This window comes from Stenotrophomonas sp. CASM110 (genome assembly GCF_049384345.1).
GTDB classification, from domain to species: domain Bacteria; phylum Pseudomonadota; class Gammaproteobacteria; order Xanthomonadales; family Xanthomonadaceae; genus Stenotrophomonas; species Stenotrophomonas muris.
The window spans coordinates 24,089-45,121 of the sequence record NZ_JBMRGI010000022.1 but is presented as its reverse complement, the minus strand read 5'-3'; the positions used below and the strand labels follow the sequence as shown (position 1 = coordinate 45,121).

The following is a 21,033-nucleotide window of genomic DNA, read 5'->3' as shown; positions in this document are numbered from 1 at the left end:
ACTGTGCGCGCGTTCGCGCTGCAGGCTTCATCCCTGCTTCCCAATCGATGCACCGGCACGGACCGCGGCCGCGCCGGTTCCAACCATTGATAGAGGAGTACAGGGATATGTATCGCAGCACCTCTTTGTTCATCGGCCTGTTGTTGGCCGCGTCCGCCGTACCCGCCTTCGCTGCGCCACAGGTGCGCGAAGCACCGCGCATCATCGGCGGTGAAGCAGCGCCGGCTGGCGAGTACCCGTTCATGGTCAGCATCCAGGGCATCTTCGACGGCGATTCGGATCATGACCGCCACTTCTGCGGGGGCACCCTCATCTCGCCTTCGTGGGTGCTGACCGCCGCGCACTGCATGCAGGGGGAAGCGCCGGGCGGCATCGCCATCGTCGGCAACGCGGCGGCCCTGTCGACCGAAGCCTCGCCCCGCGCCTCCAACGTCAAGGCGATCCACGTCCATCCGGCATTCAACAGCGGCAACTCGCTGGAGCACGACGTGGCCCTGATCCAGCTCAACGCCCCCCTGGACGGTGCACAGCCGGTGGCGCTGCGGCTGCGGCCCGACGCCAGTTATCTCAAGCCGGGCCGCGAATTCACCGTGATCGGCTGGGGCGACACCGACATCGGCGATGGCCGGGTCTACCCGACCCAGCTGCAGACCGTGCAGGTGCCGTTCGTGGCATTCGATGAATGCCAGCAGGCCTACGGCGGGGAACTGTCGCGCGGCAAGGTGATCTGCGCCGGCCGCGAGGGCATCGACAGCTGCCAGGGGGACTCCGGCGGGCCGCTGCTGCTGCGCCTGCGTGAGGGCTGGACCCAGTTCGGCATCGTCAGCTGGGGCGAGGGCTGCGCGCTGGCCGGCTATCCGGGGATTTATGCCCGAATCGCCGAAAAACACGCCGTAGATTTCATTGAATCCGTCTGGCAGCACGATTGATTCAATAAAATCAAATACATACATGGCATTACGTGAAGTGTTGCCTTAACTTGAAGGGCAGCGTAGGATCGCCGCCATCCGGTCCTCGGACCGGACATGTGCCACAACACTGTCCTCCGGCCCCGTGCCGGTTTGAAGAGCCTGTGATCCCCGTGATCCGGGCTCTTTTTTTATCCCGCTGGTGGTTCTGGGGTCAGATCCCTTCTGCCTGCCGGCAGAAGGGATCTGACCCCCTTGGTTGGAAACGTGACCGCCCGGCTTGCCGCTGTCACGTCGCAGGCCGCAAGATGCGGGCCGGTCCGGGGAGTCCGAGTGCATGAGCGTGGCGGTGCGAGGAAGGTCTGCGCGTGGATGGGGGCTGGCGGCGATGCTGCTGCTGGCCGTTGCGGCATGCCGCGAGTCTGTGAACGATCCGGCCAGGCCAGCGGCCGAGCCGGTGGCTGCGGTGCAGGCGATGGCGTTGCGCCTGGCCGAAGATGATCTGGTCGGCTACGCAAAGCTGTCGGTACCGCCAGGCCAGTATCAGCGGCTGCAGCAGGCCTGGGCGGAGGGACACAGCCAGTGGCCGCTGACCGAGCTGCCGCTGGGGGACCAGCTGCTGCCGATGCTGGCCGCGCTGCGCAAGCCCGATGCCAGCACCGAACTGCAGCGCAGCTTCGACCGCCAGCTGGCCGGCCAGGCCAGCGCCGTGCGCCAGGCCGCGCAGTCGATGGGCAATTTCGGGGTGCAGTACCTGCGCCATCAGAAGGGCTACACGCCCGGCCAGCAGGCCCATTACATCGCCCTGGTCGAAACCCTTGCCGTTTGGGCGCAGGGCGCGCCGATCAGTGACCGCGCCCGTGCACGCAGCACCATCGCCGCGCTGGTCGGCGCGGCCGGCAAGGTCGGCTTCGATGACGAGGCTGGCCTGCAGGCGGCTGGCATGGAGGGCAGCCTGCAGCAGCTGGCGCCGTTCATCCACACCCTCAAGGCGGTGCTTGGCAGCTACGGGCTGGGCGTGGATGACGCGCTTCGCAGCGTACGGGGCGAGCTGCTCTCGGTGGAAGGCGACAATGCGCTGGTACGCCTGCACTACGACCTGGCCGGCCGCGAGATGAGCCTGCAGCTGCCACTGAGCCGGCGCGAGGGCCACTGGTACCTGACCCGTACCCTGGCCGACACCGACGCGCTGCTGCGCAAGGCCGACGCGGCCCGCGCGGCTGCGTCGCCGGCAGCCGCTGAAGCCCCCGCCGAAGGTGGGGAAGCGGCAACGCCGCCGCCTAAGCCATAATGGCGCCGATGTCGAAACAGAACCCGCTGCCGTTCCCCGGCGAAGAATCCCAGTCGACGCCCGCCGATACGGTGCCGGCGTCCCCCTCGACCGGTACCGGCCCGAACCCGGTACCGCCGCCCGCGCACGCGCGTCCGGCCGGCCGCCGCCCGCTGTGGGCTCGCCTGCTCGGCCGCCTGGTCGAGCCGTGGCTGTCGCTGAAGATCGAACCGGAAGACCCGGGCCAGTACAACGATGGCCGCCCGGTCATGTACGTGCTGGAAGACTACGGCCTGTCCAACGCGCTGATCCTGGACAAGGCCTGCCGCCAGGCCGGCCTGCCGTCGCCGCTGGTGCCGCTGGCCGGTGACCCGACCGGCCGCAAGCGCGCCTACCTGGCGCTGTCGCGGCGCAGCTCCAGCAACTCGCTGATTCCCGAGCAGCGCGGCGCCAAGACCCACTCCGACTCGCTGGCCAAGGTCCTGCAGGCGCACCGCGTGCGCGATGACCTGGACGTGCACCTGGTGCCGGTGTCGATCTTCGTCGGCCGCGCCCCGGACAAGCAGAGCGGTTGGTTCGCGGTGCTGTTCTCGGAAAACTGGGCACTGGTCGGCCGCTTCCGTCGCCTGCTGGCGGTGCTGCTCAACGGCCGCAGCACCATCGTCCGCTTCGCCCCGCCGATCTCCCTGCGCAACACCGTGGATGAAGGCCTGGAGCCGGAGCGCACGGTGCGCAAGCTGCAGCGCGTGCTGCGTACGCACTTCCGACGCATCCGTGAATCGGTGATCGGCCCCGACCTGTCGACCCGGCGCCTGCTGGTGGACCAGGTGCTGGCCGCCGAGCCGGTACGCGAAGCGATCGCCGCACAGGCCAAGCGCGACAACTCAAAGCCGGCCGATGCCTGGAAGAAGGCACACGCCTACGCCTGGGAAATCGCTGCGGACTATTCCAGCCCGGTAGTGCGCTCGGCCAGCTTCATGCTCAGCCACGTGTGGAACCGCATCTATGCGGGCGTGCTGGTGCACCACCTGGACAAGTTCAAGGCCGCCGCGCCGGGGCACGAAGTGGTCTACGTGCCCAGCCACCGCAGCCACATGGACTACCTGCTGCTGTCCTACCTGCTGTACGACCGTGGCATCGTGCCGCCGCACATCGTGGCCGGCATCAACCTGAACCTGCCGGTGGTCGGCACCCTGCTGCGCAAGGGCGGTGCATTCTTCATCCGCCGCTCGATCCGTGGCAACGCGCTGTACTCGGCGGTGCTCAGCGAATACGTCGCGCAGCTGGTGGCCGGCGGCTACTCGCTGGAGTACTTCGTCGAAGGCGGCCGCTCGCGTACCGGCCGGCTGCTGCAGCCCAAGGGCGGCATGATCTCGATGACGCTGCGCGCGTTCCTGCGCCAGCCGCGCAAGCCGGTGCTGTTCCAGCCCATCTACATCGGCTACGAGAAGCTGATGGAAGGCGGCAGCTACCTGGACGAACTGTCCGGCCGGCCGAAGGAAAAGGAATCGATCTGGTCGCTGCTGTGGGGCATCCCCAAGGTGCTCAAGCAGAACTATGGCCAGGTGGTGGTGAACTTCGGCGAGCCGATCGCGCTGAACGACGTGCTGGCCGAGAAGGCGCCGGAGTGGAAGGGCGAGGCGGTGTCCGAGGACGAAAAGCCTGCCTGGCTGTCGACCACGGTGGACACGCTGGCCGAACGCATCCAGGTGCGCATCAATGGCGCCGCCGACGTCAACCCGATCAACCTGCTGGCGCTGGCCCTGCTGTCCACGCCGAAGCACGCGATGGGCGAGGCCGACCTGATCGCGCAGATCGAACTGTGCAAGACCCTGCTGGTCGAGATGCCGTACTCGGACCGGGTGACGGTGACGCCGCACTCGCCGGAGCGGATCATCGCCCACGCCGAGGAAATCAACGTCCTCACCCGCATCAAGCACCCGCTGGGCGATGTGCTCAGCGTCAGTGGCGACACCGCAGTGCTGCTGAGCTACTTCCGCAACAACGTGGTGCACCTGTTCACCGCCTCGTCGTGGGTGGCCTGCTGCTTCCAGAACAACCGCCGCATGAGCCGCACCGGCCTGGTCCAGCTGGGCCGTACGGTGTACCCGTTCCTCCAGGCCGAGCTGTTCCTGCCGTGGAGCGAGGACGAGTTCGCCCAGCGCATCGACCGGACCATCGATGTGTTCGTGCGCGAGGGCCTGCTGCAGAACGTCAACGATGACGACGGCGGCATCCTGGCGCGCAACACCGGGCAGACCGACGAGGTGTTCCGCCTGCGCGCGATCGGCCATTCGCTGCAGCAGGCGTTCGAGCGCTATTACATTGCCATCTCGGTGCTGGTGAAGAACGGCCCCGGCGTGCTCGGCGCTGCCGAGCTGGAAAGCCTGTGCCAGCAGGCCGCGCAGCGGCTGAGCCTGCTCTATGCGCCGGCCGCGCCGGAGTTCTTCGACAAGTCCCTGTTCCGTGGCTTCATCCAGAAGCTGCGCGAACTGCGCCTGGTGTGGCCGGACGAGAACAGCAAGCTGCTGTTCGACGAGCGCCTGGATGCCTGGGCCAAGGATGCCAAGTTCATCCTGGGCCGTGAGCTGCGCCACACCATCGAACGGGTCAGCCCGGAAGCGGCCCGCCCGGACGAGCCTGCGCCGCAGGATTGAAGGCAGCGCCGGGTCCTGCCCGGCGAACGACATGCCAACCAAGGTTGGCATCTACCGGGGCGAAGCAGTAGGTCCACGCCATGCGTGGATGGGCCACCGCTCAGGCCGGCTCGTCGGGAATCTGCAGGCTTTCCAGCCTGGCGATGCAGTCCTTCAGCTGCAGCTTGCGCCGCTTCAGGCGCTTGGACTCCAGCTCGTCCTCGCCGTTGGCGGCCATGCGGGTGATCTGTTCATCCAGCAGGCGGTGCTCGGCGCGCAGGGCGACGAGGCGCTCGACGATCTCGGCGGGGCTGTAGGTGTCCACAGCCTCCGAGCATACACAGCGATGATGACCGCCGGGAGAGGGGAATCCCGATCCCCGGCCGGGGCGGCTCCGAGCCGTTAGAATGGAACCCATGAGTGCCGTGATTTCCCTTCCCGATCCCCCACCGCGCGCCGCCCGCGATCCGCGCGTGGCCGAGCGCGAGCAGCACAAGCTGGCCAAGCGCCTGCGCCGCCAGGTCGGCGAGGCGATTGCCGACTTCGGCATGATCGAGGCCGGCGACAAGGTCATGGTGTGCCTGTCCGGCGGCAAGGACAGCTACACCCTGCTGGACGTGCTGCTGCAGCTGCAGAAGAAGGCGCCGGTGCCGTTCGAGCTGGTGGCGGTGAACCTGGACCAGAAGCAGCCGGACTTCCCCGAGCACGTGCTGCCGGAATACCTGGCAGGCCTGGGCGTGCCGTACCACATCATCGAGCAGGACACCTATTCGGTGGTCAGCCGGGTCATCCCGGAAGGCAAGACCATGTGTTCGCTGTGCTCGCGCCTGCGTCGTGGCGCGCTGTACAACTACGCCGAGACCCATGGCTTCACCAAGATCGCGCTGGGCCACCACCGCGACGACATGGTGGCCACGTTCTTCATGAACCTGTTCCACCACGCCAAGCTGTCGGGCATGCCGCCGAAGCTGCGCAGCGACGACGGCAGGCACGTGGTGATCCGGCCGCTGGCCTACGTGCGCGAGAGTGACATCGTCGAGTACGCGCAGGCACGCCGGTTCCCGATCATTCCCTGCAACCTGTGCGGCAGCCAGGAGAACCTGCAGCGCCGCCAGGTCGGCCTGATGCTGAAGCAATGGGAAAAGGACCACCCGGGCCGCATCGAGCAGATCGCGCGCGCCATGGGTGAAGTCCGGCCCTCGCAGCTGGCCGACACCACCCTGTTCGACTTCATGGCGCTGGGCCGTCGCGACGACGCGCCGCTGCCCGACGCCCATGCCTGGCTGGCCGGCTCCCCGGCCGACGCCGACGCAGATCCCGAGACGCCCACCGTTTAAGGTCGGGCGCCCTTCCTCTTCGCCATCCGGAATTCCATGTTCTTTCGCAACCTGACGTTCTTCCGTTTCCCGACCACCACCGATTTTTCCGAAGTCGACACCCTGCTGCCGCACGCCCTGCTGAAGCCGGTCGGCGCGCTGGAAATGAATTCGCGCGGCTTCATCTCGCCGTTCGGCCGCGAGGAGAAGGAAGTGCTCTCCCACCGCATCGCCGAACACCTGTGGCTGACCGTGGGCGGCGAGGACAAGATCCTGCCGGCGGCGGTGGTCAACGACCTGCTCGAGCGCAAGCTGGAGGAGATCGAGGAGAAGGAAGGCCGCCGCCCGGGTGGCCGCGAGCGCAAGCGGATGAAGGACGACCTGCTGCATGAACTGCTGCCGCGCGCCTTCGTGAAGTCCTCGCGCAATGATGCCTTCATCGACCTGCAGCACGGCTACGTGGCGGTGGATACCTCCAGCCGCAAGACCGGCGAGTACTTCATGTCCGACATCCGCGGCCTGCTCGGCAGCTTCCCGGCGATGCCGCTGAACGCCGAAGTCGCACCGCGTTCGATCCTGACCGGCTGGATCGCCGGCGAGCCGCTGCCGACCGGGCTGAGCCTGGGCGAAGAGTGCGAGATGAAGGATCCGGTGGAAGGCGGCGCCGTGGTCAAGTGCCAGCACCAGGAACTGCGCTGCGACGAGATCGACAAGCACCTGGACGCCGGCAAGCAGGTGACCAAGCTGGCGCTGATCTTCGAGGACAACCTGTCCTTCGTGATCGGCGACGACCTGATCGTGCGCAAGCTGAAGTTCCTCGACGGCGCACTGGACCAGCTGGAGCATGCCGACGAAGACGGCCGCCGCGCCGAGTTCGACGCCCGCTTCGCCCTGCAGAGCGCCGAGATCCGCCGCCTGTTCCTGTTGCTGGAAGAAGCGTTCAAGCTCAGCAAGGCTGACTGAACAGGCACCCTGTGGGCCGCCGGTCATCCGGCGGCCCGAAGCAGCGCTATGCTGGGCGCATGAGCCGTCTGCTGCGCCGCCTGATCAGCCCGACCCCGCCCGCTACCGTGCAGCGCGACACCGTTCGCCTGCGCCTGGAGGATGCCGAGATCGAGGTGCTGCGCGTGCGCGATCCGCGCGCGCGCCGGATCAAGCTGAGCGTGGACGAGCGCGGCGCACGGTTGACGCTGCCGCCGCGGGCCAGCCTGGTGATGGGCGAGCGATTCCTGGAACAGCACCGCGACTGGTTGGCGCTGCAGCTGCGCCAGTACCAGAGCCAGGGCCTGCCCGCCCCGTTGCAGCCGGGCGAGGACGGCGTGCTGCCACTGCGCGGCGACCTGTTGCCGCTGCGCTGGCAGGAAGGCCGCTATGCGCGGCTGGAGATCGACGAACACGGCGCCTGCGTGCAGTGGCCGACCCGTGCCGGCGATGCCACCCTGCGCCGCCTGCTGCGCGAGTTCTACGAAGCACAGACCCGCGCCGATGTCGGCCGCTGGCTGCCGAAGTACCTGCCCACCCTGCCACGTGCACCCAGCCGCCTGCGGCTGAAGGTGATGTCTTCGCAGTGGGGCTCGCTGGCGCCGGACGGCAGCATGGCACTGGACCTGGCACTGGTGCTGGGGCGCCCTGAAGCATTCGAGTATGTGCTGGTGCACGAACTCTGCCACCTGATCCAGCCGAATCATTCGCCCGCGTTCTGGCACGAAGTGGAACAACGTTTCCCCGCGTGGCGCGAGCAGCGCGACTACTTCCAGCTGGAAGGGCGCAGGCTGAAGGCGATGCTTCGCCAGCTGCTGTAGAGCTGAGCCGATGCTCGGCTGACGCGCGTGGCGCGGATATCCAGCCCTCGCGATCGACAGCAGCCGAGCATGGCTCGGCTCTACAAAAGCGCGCGCAGCGCGCGACCCGCTCCTGCTCTTCCTTCTTTCTTCCGTGATGGGCACCAGGAAACTGTCCGTGGCCGGGCGGGGTGGGTTGCGCAGGGGCGTGAGCCGCATGGATGCGGCGACCGAGCTTGCAAGGACGTACTTGCAGCGACCCCTGCGCAATCCACCCCGCCCGGCAGAGCACGGCTTCTGATTTGAACGACCCACCACGAGGGGCTCAGCCGTTGGCCGAAACCCTCACCCCGCCCGCAACGCCGCCGCTGCCGCCCAGCGTGCCGCCACCCGCGGCGCCGTGATGCACACCGCCTGGTCGGTCACCGTCGTCACCGCGCGCTCCAGCAGCTGGATATCGGCCTCGTGCTGGCGTGCCACATGCGGGTCCTCGAAGAAGATCGCGCGCTGGCAGCGCCCCTCCAGCACCCGGTCGGCAATCTGTGCATCGCCGCCCATCGGGCCACTCTGGTAACGCGTCACCCACGGCGTATCGCTGGGCCAACCCCGGCTCCAGGCCAGCTCGTTCAAGCGCTGCCCGGTGGTGCCCGTCGCAACGCGTTGGCCAAACCGGGCCAGCACATCGAAGTGTTCATCGGCGAAGGCCAGCATCGCCGGCTTCATCGCATCATGCGCGATCAGCGCCAGCGTCTGCCCCTGGAAGGCATGCAGGTCGTCGGCACCGGTGTCGGCAGCCAGCCCGGCGTGGATGCGCTCCACCTCGATCCAGTCGCGTGCAGTGGCCACGGTTGAAATGAACGGCTTGCCGTGGATCACGCACTGCCGCTTGAGCGCGGTTGCTTCCGGAAACACCGAGGACGGATCGACCGGGTCGATCAGGTAGATCGCACCGTCCAGTGTCCGCTCCGGCCCCATGCCGACCACTTCGGCCACCAGCTTCATCAGGCCCCCCTCGCGCCCGTAGGGATACCGGTGCAGGCCGCCGTAGCCGGCCAGGAATCCCTGCCGTTCGATCGCATCGTGGGTGCGCCCGACCGCATGCAGTGACACCCCCAGTTCGCGCAGGCCTGCCTCGCTGGCACGCAGCCAGCGGAACAGCGCCGCGCGCGCATCGTGGTGATGGAGACGGTTGGCAGCCAGGCCGATACGCATCGAGCGCTCCGTAGGACGGGTAGAAGCGGCAGTGTATGTCGGCATTCGCCGATGCGGATGCTTTTCCAATTTTTCTCATTGTCGCGGAAGCCTGCCTCGCTAGCGTGGCTGGCAGCGGTACCGCTGCGCGGCCGTGGTTCCTGCCCGCGAAATGAGGACGTCTACCGTGAATGTCGCCGGCCGCCGCGCCGTCGCCGCCGTCATGGCATCGCTGTTGCTGCCCGGCATCGCCGCTGCATCCGGTTGTACGGGCCCCCTGCAGGTGGCATGGCGCTCCGACCGGCCGCCCCTGTCATACAGCCAGCAGGGCGAGGTTGCGGGACTGGCCGCGGATTACCTGCCGCTGCTGGGCATGCAGGCGGCGCAGCATGCGAAGCCGTTGCCTGCGACGGTACTTACCGAGGGAGCACTGCCGGCCGGCACCCAGGTGCTGCTGGGCTGGCCGCGCGCACAGCTGCCGACAGGCTGGGTGGCCAGCAGGGCCTACCTGGAGGTGCCGCAGGTGATCGTGCGGCGCGAGGGCGCCGCTGCGGTGCTGGGGCTGGAGGGCCTGCGTGGCCGCAGCGTGGCCAGCCCGGACCGGCTGCCGCTGGAGCCATTGCTGGCCGAGCAGGCCCCGGGGGCGCAGCTGCTGGCCCCTGCGCCGCTGGACCACGCGCTGTCACTGCTGCGTGCCGGGCTGGTCGACGCCGTGGTCGCCAATCTCGCTGAACTGGAGGCCGCGCTCCGCGCGGAGCCAGGCGATGCTGTGGTGATCGCGGCACCCGCGGGCTTCGGCGATGCACTGGTACTCGCGGCCGTGCCGGCCTGTGCCGAGGTGGTCGCTGCTTTCGACCAGCGGCTCCTGCAGGAGAGCGATGCACGTCGCGCGTCGAGCCGCAGCGCCTGGCTGCCGGACCGGCCACGCGCGCGGCTCACCGGTTCGGCGCTGCGCTGGCTGGTGCCGGCGTCGCTGATCCTGCTCGCGCTCGTGCTGCTGCATGCCTTCGGCTACTGGCGCGTGCATCGCGAGAGCGTGCGCCGCCGCGTGCTGGAGCAGCGGTTGCACGACGTCACCGCGAACCTGCCGGCGGTGGTCTACCAGGCCCGCCGTTCGGCAACCGGCCACTACAGCCTGGCGCAGATCGCCGGTGACGTGCAGGCGTTGTTCGGCGTAAGCGTGGAGACTGCGCGGATCGACCATCTGCAACTGCTGGCCGCGGTGCATGCCGACGACCGCAGCCGGGTGATGGCGTGCATCGAAGCGGCCGCGCTGGTGCGCGGTCCCATCGACGTTACGTTCCGCACCCGGTCGGCGCAGGGCTGGCGCTGGGTCCGCTCACAGGGACGACCGCTGCAGTGCGATGACAGCAGCGTGGAGTGGAGCGGCTACTGGTTGGATGTCAGTGAAGCACAGGCGCGTGCAGTAGCGCTGGCCGAGGCACGCCGCGCGGCCGAGCAGGCGGCGCTGGCCAAGAGCCATTTCCTGGCGACCATGAGCCACCAGATCCGCACGCCGATGAGTACCCTGCTGGGCATGCTGGAGCGATTGGCTGCCAGTGGCCTGGATGCGGGCCAGCGGCAGGTGCTGACCACCGTGGGTGATGCCGCGCAGATGCTGCGGCAGATCCTGGACGATGTGCTGCACAGCCAGCGCCTGCAGCCAGCGCCACTGCAGCTGCGGCCGACCGATCTTGCGGCGCTGGTGCGCGCGGTGCAGCAGCTGTTAATGCCCGTCGCGGCCAGCCGCGGCCTGCACCTGCACAGCGAGATCGACCCCATGCTGCAGCAGTGGTCGCTGGCCGATGGGCTGCGCCTGCGCCAGGTCCTGTTCAACCTGGCCGGTAATGCACTCAAGTTCACTCTGCAGGGAAGCGTGGTGCTGCAGGCCCATGTGCTGCAGCAGCGCGACGGCGGGCAGCGGTTGCGCCTGCAGGTGACCGATACGGGCGTGGGCATCAGCATGGAGCGGCAACAGGCGGTATTCGCTGCCTACGAGCAGGCCGAGACCTCGACCACGCGCCGCTTTGGTGGCAGTGGGCTGGGCCTGTCGATCTGCCGCGAGCTGGCGGCATCGATGGGGGGCCAGCTGCACCTGCGCAGCGTGCCGGGCAAGGGAACCACCGTATGGCTGGAACTGGTGCTGGCGGCCTGTGCGGCACCGACGGTGGTACCGGTGCTCACGACGGCCGTGCAACGGCCGCTGCCGCCGGCGCGGGCACTGGTTGTTGAAGACCATCCGACCAACCTGCAGTTGCTGGTACAGCGCCTGCGCGAGCTGGGGCTGCAGGTACACGCCTGCGACGACGGCCAGCAGGCATGGGAGGCCTGGCAGGCGCAGCCCTTTGATCTGGTCATCACCGACTGCCATATGCCGCACATGGACGGCTTCGCGCTGGCACGGGCGATCCGTGGCGATACCTGTGCCATCCGTGCGCAGGTGCCGATCGTCGCGCTGACTGCCAGTGTGCTGGAACGCACACGCGAGGCCTGCCGTGATGCGGGCATCGACCATTTCCTGGCCAAGCCGGTGGCGCCGTGCGAACTGCGCGCGCTGCTGGAGGAGCTGCTGTTGCCGGACTCAGTGCGCCAGTAGGCGGACGATGCTGGCAGCGGCATCGCGGCCTTCGGCCACGGCGGTCACCACCAGGTCTGCACCGCGTACCGCGTCGCCACCGGCGAACAGGCGTGGATGCGCGGTCTGGAACGGCAGGCGGTCCTTGCCCCCGGCGACGATGCGGCCGTTGGGCTGGCCTTCCACCCCCAGGTCCGCCAGCCACGCCGGCACGCTCGGCGAGAAGCCGAAGGCGATGATCACCACGTCCGCTTCCAGCAGGGATTCACTGCCTTCGATCGGCACGGCGTTCTGGCGGCCATTGGCATCGGGTTCGCCCAGCCGGGTTTCGACCACGGTCACGCCGATCACTTCATCGTCGGCGCCGGCTTCGATCGACAGCGGTTGGCGGTTGAACAGGAAGCGCACGCCCTCTTCGCGCGCATTGGCCACTTCGCGAGCGCTGCCGGGCATGTTGGCTTCGTCGCGCCGGTAGGAGCAGGTGACCTTGGCCGCGCCGAGGCGCACCGCGCTGCGCACGCAGTCCATGCCGGTATCGCCACCACCGAGCACCACCACCCGCTTGCCGTTGAGGTCGGGCAGGGCGATGGTGTCTTCCCAGCCGGCAATCGGCCGGCCCTTCGGGTCATCGCCGCCGACGATGCGGCTGTTCTGCACCAGGAACGGCAGCGCCGGCAGCACGCCCTTCAGGTCCTGGCCGTCGAGGCCACCATCGGTGTAGCGGTAGGCGCCGGTACCGATGAACACCGCATCGTGGGTGTCCAGCAGCTGCTGCACGCTGAGGTCGCGGCCGATCTCCACGCCGAGGCGGAACTGCACGCCCATGCCCTCCAGCACGTCGCGGCGCCGGTGGATCACGTCCTTGTCCAGCTTGAAGCTGGGAATGCCGAACTGCAGCAGGCCGCCGATCTGCTCGTAGCGGTCATAGACCACCGCGGCAATGCCGGCGCGGGCCAGGCGGTCGGCGCAGGCCAGGCCGGCGGGACCGGCCCCGATCACCGCCACGCTGCGGCCGGTCGGCTGCACCGCGCCCAGGTCAGGGCGCCAGCCGCTGGCCAGCGCGGTATCGACGATGTATTTCTCCACCGCACCGATGGTGACCGCACCGAACTCTTCCAGCGTGCAGCTGCCCTCGCAAAGGCGATCCTGCGGGCAGACCCGGCCGCACACCTCCGGCAGCGGGTTGGTGCTGTGGCACAGCGTGGCGGCTTCGTGGATGCGGTTCTCCTGCACCAGCTGCAGCCACTGCGGAATGGCGTTGTGCACCGGGCACTTCCAGCTGCAGTACGGGTTGCCGCAGTCCAGGCAGCGGCCCGCCTGGTACTGGGCGTCCTCCTTGCCGAACTTTCCGTACAGCTCGCCCCAGTCGCCGGACGTGCGCAGTTCCACCGGGATGCGCTGCGGCATGGTGCGGGGCAGGTCGAGGAACTGGAAGGCGTGCTTGCGGCTCATGGCGGGCTCTGGAATGCGGGGGGGAACGCTGCCGGCCAGCGGCCGGCACTACCGGAAAACATCACGCGGCGCGTCGCAGGGTTTCGGTCAGCGACTCGATGCTGGCGGCCTTGGGTTTGACCAGCCAGAACTTGCCGATGTAATCGCGGAACTCGTCCAGGATCTGTTGTGCCCAGATGCTGCCGGTCAGCTCGCGATGGCGGCCGATCAGGCGGTGCAGGTGCTGGCGGTAGTTCTCGAAGCCTTCGGCGGACACGCGATGGATGTCGATCAGCTCGTGGTTGTAGCGGTCGACGAAATCACGGTCCACGTCCAGTACGTAGGCCAGGCCGCCGGTGAAGCCGGCGCCGAAGTTCAGCCCGACCTTGCCCAGCACCAGCACCACGCCATCGGTCATGTACTCGCAGCAGTGGTCACCGGCACCTTCGACCACGGCCAGCGCGCCGGAATTGCGCACCGCGAAGCGCTCGCCGGCGCGGCCGGCAGCGAACAGCTCACCGCCGGTGGCACCGTACAGGCAGGTGTTGCCGATGATGGCGGTGCTGCGTGCCTCGAAGCGCGCGCCACGCGGCGGCCGCACCACCAGCCGGCCGCCAGCCATGCCCTTGCCGACGTAATCGTTGGCTTCGCCTTCCACTTCCAGGTGCAGGCCACCGACATTGAAGGCGCCGAAGCTCTGCCCGGCGCTGCCACGGAAGCGCAGTTCCAGCGGTGCCTCGGCCATGCCCTGGTTGCCGTGCGCGCGTGCCACCGCACCCGCCAGGCGGGTACCGATGCTGCGGTCGGTGTTGTGGATCAGGAAGCGATGCTCGCCGCCGCGCTTGTGCTCGATGGCCGGGGCCAGCAGGCCATCCATCTGCGTGGCCAGGCTGTCCGGCGATTCGTACAGGCGCTGCGCGGCGCAGTGGCTGCCCTCGTAGTGGCTGTCGGCCAGCAGGCGCGACAGGTCCACGCGCACGCCGTCGCGCGGCGCGGATTCGATCTGGCGCAGCAGGTCGGTACGGCCGACGATCTCTTCCAGCGAACGCGCGCCCAGGTAGGACAGCCAGCCACGCACTTCCTCGGCCAGCAGCCGGAAGAAGTTCTCCACGCGCTCGGGCTGCCCGGTGAAGTGGTTCTCGCGCAGGCGCTCGTCCTGGGTGGCCACGCCGGTGGCACAGTTGTTGAGGTGGCAGATGCGCAGGTACTTGCAGCCCAGCACGATCATCGGCGCGGTGCCGAAGCCGAAGCTGTCGGCGCCCAGCAATGCGGCCTTGACCACGTCCAGCCCGGTCTTCAGGCCGCCATCGGTCTGCAGCAGGGTACGGCCGCGCAGGTCGTTGGCGAGCAGCGCCTGGTGCGCCTCGGCCACGCCCAGCTCCCACGGCACGCCGGCATAGCGGATCGAGCTGACCGGCGAGGCACCGGTGCCGCCATCATGGCCGGAGATGGTGATCAGATCCGCACCGGCCTTGACCACGCCCGCCGCAATCGTTCCGACGCCGGCATGGCTGACCAGCTTCACCGACACCAGCGCGGTCGGGTTGACCTGCTTGAGGTCGTAGATCAGCTGCGCCAGGTCCTCGATCGAATAGATGTCGTGATGCGGCGGCGGCGAAATCAGGCCGATGCCCGGGCGCGCATAGCGCAGCCGCGCGATCAGTTCGTTGACCTTGTGCCCGGGCAGCTGGCCACCCTCGCCGGGCTTGGCACCCTGCGCGACCTTGATCTGCAGCACCTCGGCATTGACCAGGTACTCGGCGGTCACGCCGAAGCGCCCGGAGGCCACCTGCTTGATCTTGCTCCGCCTGGCGGTGCCATAGCGTGCGGGGTCTTCACCGCCTTCGCCGGAATTGCTGCGGCCCCCCAGGCGATTCATCGCAATCGCCAGCGCTTCATGCGCTTCCGGTGACAGGGCGCCGAGGCTGATCGCCGCGGTATCGAAGCGCGGGAACAGTTCGCTGGCCGGGGCCACTTCATCGAGCGGTGCGGGCGTGGCGGCAGGGACCAGTTCCAGCAGGTCACGCAGTGCCGAGGGCGGGCGCGCATGCACCGCATCGCAGTACTGCTGCCAGGCACGCGGATCGCCGCTGCGCGCCGCGCGCTGCAGGGTGGTGACCACGTCCGGGTTGTACATGTGGTACTCGCCGCCGTGCACGTACTTCAGCAGGCCGCCGACATCCACGTCCTGCTGCGCGTCCCACGCCTGCGCGCACAGCTCGCGCGCGTCGGCATCCAGGCGCGCGAAACCCGCGCCACCGATGCGCGAGGCGGTATCCGGGAAGCACAGATCGACGACCTCCGGTTCCAGGCCGATGATCTCGAACAGCTGCGCGCCGCGGTAGCTGGCCACGGTACAGATGCCCATCTTCGAGATGATCTTCGACAGCCCCTTGTAGACGCCCTTGCGGTAGCGGCGGCCGATCTGCGACTGCTCACCGCCCTTGCTGAGCTTGAGGATGCCGCGACGGCCCAGGTCGAACAGGGTCTGGTAGGCCAGGTACGGATACACCGCCGTGGCGCCGAAGCCGAGCAGGCAGGCCATGTGGTGCGGGTCGCGCGCGGTGCCGGTCTCGACGATGAGATTCACGTCGCAGCGCAGGCCCAGCCGCGAGAGGTGGTGGTGGATGGCGCTGGTGGCCAGCAGCGCATGCACCATCGGCCGCCCGGCCACCGGGTAGCGGTCGGACAGCAGCAGCATCACCATGCCGTCGCGCGCGGCCTGTTCGGCCTCGGCGCAGATGCGCTCGATGCCGGCACGCAGACCCTCGTCTTCGCTGTAGGACAGGTCGAGCAGGCGGTTGGCCTGCACGTACTGCTCCATCTTCAGCAGCTGGCGCAGCTTGCGCTGGCTGAGCACCGGCGAATTGAGGATGACGTGGTTCACCGTCTCCGGACCGGCATGGAAGATGTTGGTCTCCTTGCCGAGCTGGGTGGACAGGGACATCGCGCAGTCTTCGCGCAGCGGATCGATCGGCGGGTTGGTGACCTGCGCGAAGGCCTGGCGGAAATAGTCGTACAGCGGGCGGCTGCGCTGGCTCAGCACCGCCATCGGCGTGTCGTCGCCCATCGAGCCGGTGGCTTCCTGCTCGGTCTCGGCCAGCGGCCGCAGCACCTGCTCCACTTCCTCGCTGCTGAGCTGGTACAGCTTGTGGTAGCTGCGCAGGGTGGCTTCGTCGAACGGCTCTTCCACCAGCGACGGGTCGATCAGTTCGGTCTGCAGGTAGGTCACGCCCTGCTGCAGCCACTGCTTGTAGGGCGCGCGGCCGCGGTTGATGCGGTCGACCGCATCGGAGTCGAGCAGGTCGCCGCGCTTGAGGTCGATCGCGATCATTTCGCCGGGGCCGAGCTTGCCCTTGCGCACCACCCGCTCGGTGGGCACTTCCCACACGCCCGCTTCAGAGGCAACCAGGAAGTGGCGGTCGGCGGTCAGCATCCAGCGTGCCGGGCGCAGGCCGTTGCGGTCGAGGGTGCAGACGGCGTAGCGGCTGTCGCAGGCAACGATGCCGGCCGGGCCATCCCACGGCTCGCTGTTCAGGCCGTGGAACTCGTAGAACGCGGCCAGGTCCGGGTCCTTGAACTCCAGCGACTGGGTGGCCGGCGGCACCAGGATGCGCAGCGCCTGGATCAGCTCCATGCCACCGGCGACCATCAGTTCCAGCATGTTGTCCAGGCTCTGCGAGTCCGAGCCGTGCATGGAGATCACCGGGTCGAATTCGGCGATGTCGAAGCGCGGCGTCTTCCACACCTTGCTGCGCGCCTGGGCCCAGCGGCGGTTGCCTTCGATGGTGTTGATCTCGCCATTGTGGGCGAGCATCCGGAACGGGTGGGCAAGCGGCCAGCGCGGCAGCGTGTTGGTCGAGAAGCGCTGGTGGAACACGATCGCGCTGGAGGCCAGTTCGCGCCGCTGCAGGTCGGGATAGAAGCGGCTGAGCTTGTCCGGCAGCACCATGCCCTTGTAGCTGATCGCATCGGGGGTGAGGGTGGTGACGTAGAAATCAGCGTGATCGCGCAGCTGCTGCTCGCTGCGGCGACGGGCCAGGAACAGCGCCAGCGCGAAGCCGGCATCGTCCTGGCCGACACCGGCATCGACGAACACCTGTTCGATGCGCGGCAGGGTATCGCGCGCCAGCTGGCCGCAGACGCTGTCATCGGTGGGTACCTCGCGCCAGCCGGCGACCTTGCAGCCGACCGCTTCCACCTGCGCCTGCAGCTGGGTACGGCAGGCGTCGGCGGCCTCGGTGTCGTGCGGCAGGAACACCAGGCCGGCAGCGAAGCGCGCGCCGGTGGTGATGCCGGCTTCGCTGGCCAGCAGTTTCAGGAATGCATCGGGGCGGCGCAGCAGCAGGCCACAGCCATCGCCGGTCAGGCCATCGGCGGCGACGCCGCCACGGTGGGTCATGCGCGAAAGCGCGGCGATGGCGGTATCAACCAACAGGCGCGAAGGTTGATCGTCGAGCTGGGCGACCATGCCAAATCCACAGGCATCGCGCTCGGAGCGCGGGTCGTAAAGCCCTTGGCGGTTGCGGGGGGCCATCTCTACCTCGATGCGTATAGGGTTGGCGGCGACACTCGTCCCCGCTCATTCCCTGGAGCGCATCGTGAGGCCACCGGATGCCTCGACTAGATCACAGGTTGCTGCAGCGCCGCAATACACGGTTGCAGGTGCAACAGAACGCGCCGGCAACCCCGTGCCGGCGCGGGGTCGCCCTCAGCCGCAGCGCACGCCGCTGACCAGGCCCTTGTCGTCCACTTCGATGTTCAGGCGGTCGCCGAGGAATTCCATCGTGGCCACGTCGTTGGGCTTCATGACGCGCAGCTGGTGGGCACCGGCATCTTCCTGCGCCTGCTTGCCCAGCGCGTCGGCGTAGGCCTGGCCGACCAGGCTCTGCACCTGGCTGGCATCGCAGGTGCCGACCGGCGGTGCCTCGGTGGCCTTGCCGGCTTCGTCGGCCGGTGCCTTGGCGGCTTCGGCAGCCTGCTGGGCATGGGCCGTGGCCGAATCCTGTTCATCCAGCGCCGGTGCCTGGCAGGCGGTCAGGGCCAGCGCGGCCGGCAGCAGCAGGGCGGAGAGCGAACGGGCGCGAATCGGGAACGACATCATGACTCCGGAAGGGATTGTGAAAGCCCGAGCATAGCGGCGAACCGATCCTCACGTGTTTGTCTTGTGTTATCGACAGGATCGCGGCAGCGCGGCAGCGACACTGCACGCATGCCGACCCCCTCTACCCCCGAACGACAGGCCGCGCGCGCTGCGGGCCTGCGCTATGTCGATGACACCCAGCCGGGCATCAGCCGGCGCCGCGCCGGCAAGGGCTTCAGCTACCGCGATGCCGATGGCCATGCGGTGCGCGATGCCGCCACCCTGCAGCGCATCCGCGCGCTGGCGATTCCACCGGCCTATACCGCCGTATGGATCTGCGCCCACGCCAATGGCCATCTGCAGGCCACCGGCCGCGATGCCCGCGGGCGCAAGCAGTACCGCTACCACGCCGATTGGGCCGCAGTGCGCGACGCCGGCAAGTTCGACCGGGTGATCGCCTTTGGTGAAGCACTACCCGCGCTGCGGCGCCGGCTCAGCCGCGATCTCAAGCACAGCGGCTTCCCCCGCGAAAAGGTGCTGGCGGTCGTGGTCGCGCTGCTGGCCGACACCCTGGTGCGGGTAGGCAATGAGTCCTATGCCAAGGAAAACAGATCCTTTGGCCTGACCACGCTGCGCAACCGGCACCTCGACCTGCTGCGCGGCGGGCGCGTACGGATGCGCTTCCGCGGCAAATCCGGGCAGCTGCACGAAGTGACGGTAGGTGACCGCCGGCTGGGCACGCTGGTGCGCGGCGTGCAGCAGTTGCCGGGCCAGGCGTTGTTCCAGTATCGCGACGACGACGGTGCCATCCAGCCGGTCGACTCCGGTGCGGTCAACGATTACCTGCGCGAGGTGATGGGCGAGGAATTCACCGCCAAGGATTTCCGCACCTGGGGCGGCACCCTGGCCGCGGTGCAAGCGTTCGCGGCCACCGAGTTGCCCGAACCGGCCAGCCAGCGTGCGCTGGCCAAGGTACAGCGTGAGGTGGTGTGCAAGGTGGCGACCCAGTTGGGCAATACGCCTGCGGTGTGCCGCAAGGCCTACATCGACCCCTGCGTGTTCGCCGGCTGGGAGCGCGGCGAACTGGCGGAACTAGCCGGCCTGCGTGGGCCGCGCCAGTGGGAACAGGCCACCCTGCGCGTGCTGCGCAGGGCGCGCCGGCTCAGCCGCAGGCGTCAGCCGCAATAGATCGCGGTGATGTTGTTGGTGCGGCCCTTCTCGATGGTCAGGCGGTCACCGCCTTCGTGTGCCGGCGGCACGCGCGGGCCGTCATGGCGCAGCACCTGCACGTGCAGGCTGTCGCTGTCCACGCGCGCGCGCTCGACGGTTGCGGCGGAGGCGGCCAGGCCGAGCGCACCACGCACCCTGTCGCTGTGGCACTGGCCGGAAATCACGCCGTCGATCGGCTGCACCTGGGCTACCGGCGTGCTGCTGCAGGCGGCGAGGGCGAGACAGACGGCGGCGGTGGCGATGGCATGCTTCATGGAAGGATTCCTTGGTGTGGTTGCGTGCAGCGTGCGACGGCGCACGTGGTGGCGGAATGAACACCGTGCACATCGTGGATACGGTGCGCTCACCCCCGCCAACAGCCTGGGTGGAGACACTGCAGTCGCGGCGGATGCCGCCCCCGGTACTGCGGCGCACGCGCCCGGTAGTGCCGGCCGCTGGCCGGCGATCCCATTCCCTCCCCGAGGAGACCTGCATGGCCACCACCCGAAAGACCCCCGCCCGCCGCAAAGCCTCACCCAAGGTGCGCAAGGGCAGCACCGCGACCCAGACCGCTGCCGACCCCGCTCGCCCGCGGGTGGTGAAGACCGCAACCCGCAAGGCGGCGGCTGGTGATCCCCGCGCCGCCCGCGTTGCCGCCCGGCAGCGGCGCCTGCAGGACCAGGAAAAGGCCAAGGATGCCCGCGCGGCCAAGAAGGCCACGAAAAAGACCGCGACCCAGGCCGGCGCACGCCGCCAGCCGGAGGCCATGCCGGCCCAGCAGCTGGCAAAGCCGGGGCGCGAACACGAACTGGAGCTGGCACCGCGCTTCCTCGCGCCGGACTACACCGGCAGCGGCAAGCTGCAGGGCATGCGCGCGATCGTCACTGGCGGTGATTCCGGCATCGGCCGTGCTGTGGCCGTGCTGTTCGCACGCGAAGGCGCCGATGTGGCGGTCCTGCACCTGGACGAGGCCGAAGATGCCGACATCACCCGCCAGCACGTGGAGCGCGAAGGTGGCCGCTGTGTGGTGATCGCCGGTGACGTGCGCGACCCGCGCTTCTGCAACAAGGCGGTCAAGCAGGTGGCCAAGGCCTTCGGTGGCATCGACATCCTGGTCAACAACGCCGCGTTCCAGCTGCACTGCGAGCGGCTGGAGGATCTGGAAGACGCGCACCTGCAGGAGACGCTGCAGACCAACATCGGCGGCTACATCCAGATGGCGCGTGCGGTACTGCCGCATCTGGGCGAGGGCGCCAGCATCATCAACACCGGCTCGGAAACCGGACTCTTCGGCAGCAAGGCGCTGATCGATTACTCGGCCACCAAGGGCGCGATCCATGCGTTCACCAAGGCTCTGGCCAGCCAGCTGCTGCCGCGCGGCATCCGGGTCAACTGCGTGGCGCCGGGGCCGGTATGGACGCCGCTGAACCCGGCCGACAAGCAGGCCGGGGATGTCGCCGAGTTCGGGAAGGACAGCGACATGGGCCGGCCTGCACAGCCTGAAGAGCTGTCACCGGCGTATGTGTTCCTGGCCTCGCCGGTCTGTGCAAGCTACATCAGCGGGGCGATCCTGCCGGTGATGGGTGGACCGCGCGGCTGAGTCGTGTCGGTTCCCGCCTGGATCCGGCGGCAG

15 protein-coding genes are annotated in these 21,033 nt (G+C 68.6%); 9 read left to right on the top strand and 6 right to left on the bottom strand.

Going from position 1 to position 21,033, the window contains the following annotated elements; all coding sequences use genetic code 11:
* Window positions 1-107: 107 nt before the first annotated feature.
* From VG561_RS17315 to plsB, 3 genes are all read left to right on the top strand, one after another.
* Entirely contained in the window at window positions 108-929 is an 822-nt protein-coding gene (locus VG561_RS17315; protein WP_164077854.1) for a trypsin-like serine protease, read from the top strand.
* Between the two features lie 316 nt (window positions 930-1,245).
* Window positions 1,246-2,199, top strand: a complete 954-nt coding sequence (locus VG561_RS17310) for a hypothetical protein (RefSeq protein WP_014645453.1) — start codon at window positions 1,246-1,248, stop codon at window positions 2,197-2,199.
* On the top strand, window positions 2,199-4,835 hold the full coding sequence (gene plsB, locus VG561_RS17305; protein ID WP_032962379.1) for a glycerol-3-phosphate 1-O-acyltransferase PlsB: 2,637 nt from the start codon (window positions 2,199-2,201) through the stop codon (window positions 4,833-4,835). Before VG561_RS17310 ends, plsB begins: the two co-directional genes overlap by 1 nt.
* Window positions 4,836-4,935: 100 nt before the next feature.
* Here plsB and VG561_RS17300 read toward each other — a convergent pair whose 3' ends face one another.
* Entirely contained in the window at window positions 4,936-5,139 is a 204-nt protein-coding gene (locus tag VG561_RS17300; protein ID WP_032962381.1) for a YdcH family protein, read from the bottom strand.
* A gap of 91 nt (window positions 5,140-5,230) precedes the next feature.
* Between VG561_RS17300 and ttcA the strand changes: the two genes are divergently transcribed.
* From ttcA to VG561_RS17285, 3 genes are read left to right on the top strand one after another with little or no spacing between them, the layout of a single operon-like run.
* Complete coding sequence (gene ttcA, locus VG561_RS17295; RefSeq protein WP_032962383.1) at window positions 5,231-6,151, top strand: tRNA 2-thiocytidine(32) synthetase TtcA; 921 nt, start codon at window positions 5,231-5,233, stop codon at window positions 6,149-6,151.
* 36 nt (window positions 6,152-6,187) lie between these two features.
* Window positions 6,188-7,093 carry a recombination-associated protein RdgC gene (locus VG561_RS17290; protein ID WP_262093418.1) on the top strand — a complete coding sequence of 302 codons (906 nt, stop codon included), beginning with the start codon at window positions 6,188-6,190 and terminating at the stop codon, window positions 7,091-7,093.
* 59 nt (window positions 7,094-7,152) lie between these two features.
* A complete protein-coding gene (locus VG561_RS17285) occupies window positions 7,153-7,932 on the top strand; it encodes a M48 family metallopeptidase (protein WP_032962385.1) in 780 nt (259 codons plus the stop codon).
* A 324-nt stretch (window positions 7,933-8,256) separates the two neighbouring features.
* Here the strand turns inward: VG561_RS17285 and VG561_RS17280 are convergent, their stop codons facing one another.
* Window positions 8,257-9,123: a methylglyoxal synthase gene (locus VG561_RS17280; RefSeq protein ID WP_014035467.1), complete on the bottom strand. Its 867-nt coding sequence runs from the start codon at window positions 9,121-9,123 to the stop codon at window positions 8,257-8,259.
* A 166-nt stretch (window positions 9,124-9,289) separates the two neighbouring features.
* Here VG561_RS17280 and VG561_RS17275 point away from each other — a divergent pair, with 166 nt between their 5' ends.
* Window positions 9,290-11,698 (top strand): ATP-binding protein, encoded by a 2,409-nt coding sequence (locus VG561_RS17275; RefSeq protein ID WP_262093416.1) that lies wholly within the window; start codon window positions 9,290-9,292, stop codon window positions 11,696-11,698.
* On the opposite strand, the gene VG561_RS17270 is transcribed toward VG561_RS17275, so the two are convergent.
* From VG561_RS17270 to VG561_RS17260, 3 genes are all read right to left on the bottom strand, one after another.
* A complete protein-coding gene (locus VG561_RS17270) occupies window positions 11,684-13,129 on the bottom strand; it encodes an FAD-dependent oxidoreductase (RefSeq protein WP_262093415.1) in 1,446 nt (481 codons plus the stop codon). The two genes, VG561_RS17275 and VG561_RS17270, sit on opposite strands and share 15 nt — an antisense overlap.
* A gap of 61 nt (window positions 13,130-13,190) precedes the next feature.
* Window positions 13,191-17,645: a glutamate synthase large subunit gene (gltB, locus tag VG561_RS17265; RefSeq protein ID WP_423179838.1), complete on the bottom strand. Its 4,455-nt coding sequence runs from the start codon at window positions 17,643-17,645 to the stop codon at window positions 13,191-13,193.
* 174 nt (window positions 17,646-17,819) lie between these two features.
* A complete protein-coding gene (locus tag VG561_RS17260) occupies window positions 17,820-18,209 on the bottom strand; it encodes an I78 family peptidase inhibitor (protein ID WP_197574336.1) in 390 nt (129 codons plus the stop codon).
* 111 nt (window positions 18,210-18,320) lie between these two features.
* Here VG561_RS17260 and VG561_RS17255 point away from each other — a divergent pair, with 111 nt between their 5' ends.
* A complete protein-coding gene (locus tag VG561_RS17255; protein ID WP_014645460.1) occupies window positions 18,321-19,379 on the top strand; it encodes a DNA topoisomerase IB in 1,059 nt (352 codons plus the stop codon).
* Here VG561_RS17255 and VG561_RS17250 read toward each other — a convergent pair.
* A complete protein-coding gene (locus tag VG561_RS17250) occupies window positions 19,367-19,675 on the bottom strand; it encodes a hypothetical protein (protein WP_014645461.1) in 309 nt (102 codons plus the stop codon). The two genes, VG561_RS17255 and VG561_RS17250, sit on opposite strands and share 13 nt — an antisense overlap.
* 218 nt (window positions 19,676-19,893) lie before the next feature.
* Here VG561_RS17250 and VG561_RS17245 point away from each other — a divergent pair, with 218 nt between their 5' ends.
* The gene (locus VG561_RS17245) at window positions 19,894-21,000 is read left to right on the top strand and encodes an SDR family oxidoreductase (protein WP_075075919.1); all 1,107 of its coding nucleotides are present in this window, start codon (window positions 19,894-19,896) and stop codon (window positions 20,998-21,000) included.
* Window positions 21,001-21,033 lie beyond the last annotated feature (33 nt).

Coding starts and splice junctions, on each gene's coding strand:
- VG561_RS17245 (WP_075075919.1), top strand. CDS start 19,894: ATGGCCACCACCCGAAAGACCCCCGCCCGCCGCAAAGCCTCACCCAAG.
- VG561_RS17270 (WP_262093415.1), bottom strand. CDS start 13,129: ATGAGCCGCAAGCACGCCTTCCAGTTCCTCGACCTGCCCCGCACCATG.
- VG561_RS17310 (WP_014645453.1), top strand. CDS start 1,246: ATGAGCGTGGCGGTGCGAGGAAGGTCTGCGCGTGGATGGGGGCTGGCG.
- VG561_RS17285 (WP_032962385.1), top strand. CDS start 7,153: ATGAGCCGTCTGCTGCGCCGCCTGATCAGCCCGACCCCGCCCGCTACC.
- VG561_RS17280 (WP_014035467.1), bottom strand. CDS start 9,123: ATGCGTATCGGCCTGGCTGCCAACCGTCTCCATCACCACGATGCGCGC.
- VG561_RS17250 (WP_014645461.1), bottom strand. CDS start 19,675: ATGAAGCATGCCATCGCCACCGCCGCCGTCTGTCTCGCCCTCGCCGCC.
- VG561_RS17260 (WP_197574336.1), bottom strand. CDS start 18,209: ATGTCGTTCCCGATTCGCGCCCGTTCGCTCTCCGCCCTGCTGCTGCCG.
- gltB (WP_423179838.1), bottom strand. CDS start 17,645: ATGGCCCCCCGCAACCGCCAAGGGCTTTACGACCCGCGCTCCGAGCGC.
- VG561_RS17315 (WP_164077854.1), top strand. CDS start 108: ATGTATCGCAGCACCTCTTTGTTCATCGGCCTGTTGTTGGCCGCGTCC.
- ttcA (WP_032962383.1), top strand. CDS start 5,231: ATGAGTGCCGTGATTTCCCTTCCCGATCCCCCACCGCGCGCCGCCCGC.
- VG561_RS17255 (WP_014645460.1), top strand. CDS start 18,321: ATGCCGACCCCCTCTACCCCCGAACGACAGGCCGCGCGCGCTGCGGGC.
- plsB (WP_032962379.1), top strand. CDS start 2,199: ATGGCGCCGATGTCGAAACAGAACCCGCTGCCGTTCCCCGGCGAAGAA.
- VG561_RS17290 (WP_262093418.1), top strand. CDS start 6,188: ATGTTCTTTCGCAACCTGACGTTCTTCCGTTTCCCGACCACCACCGAT.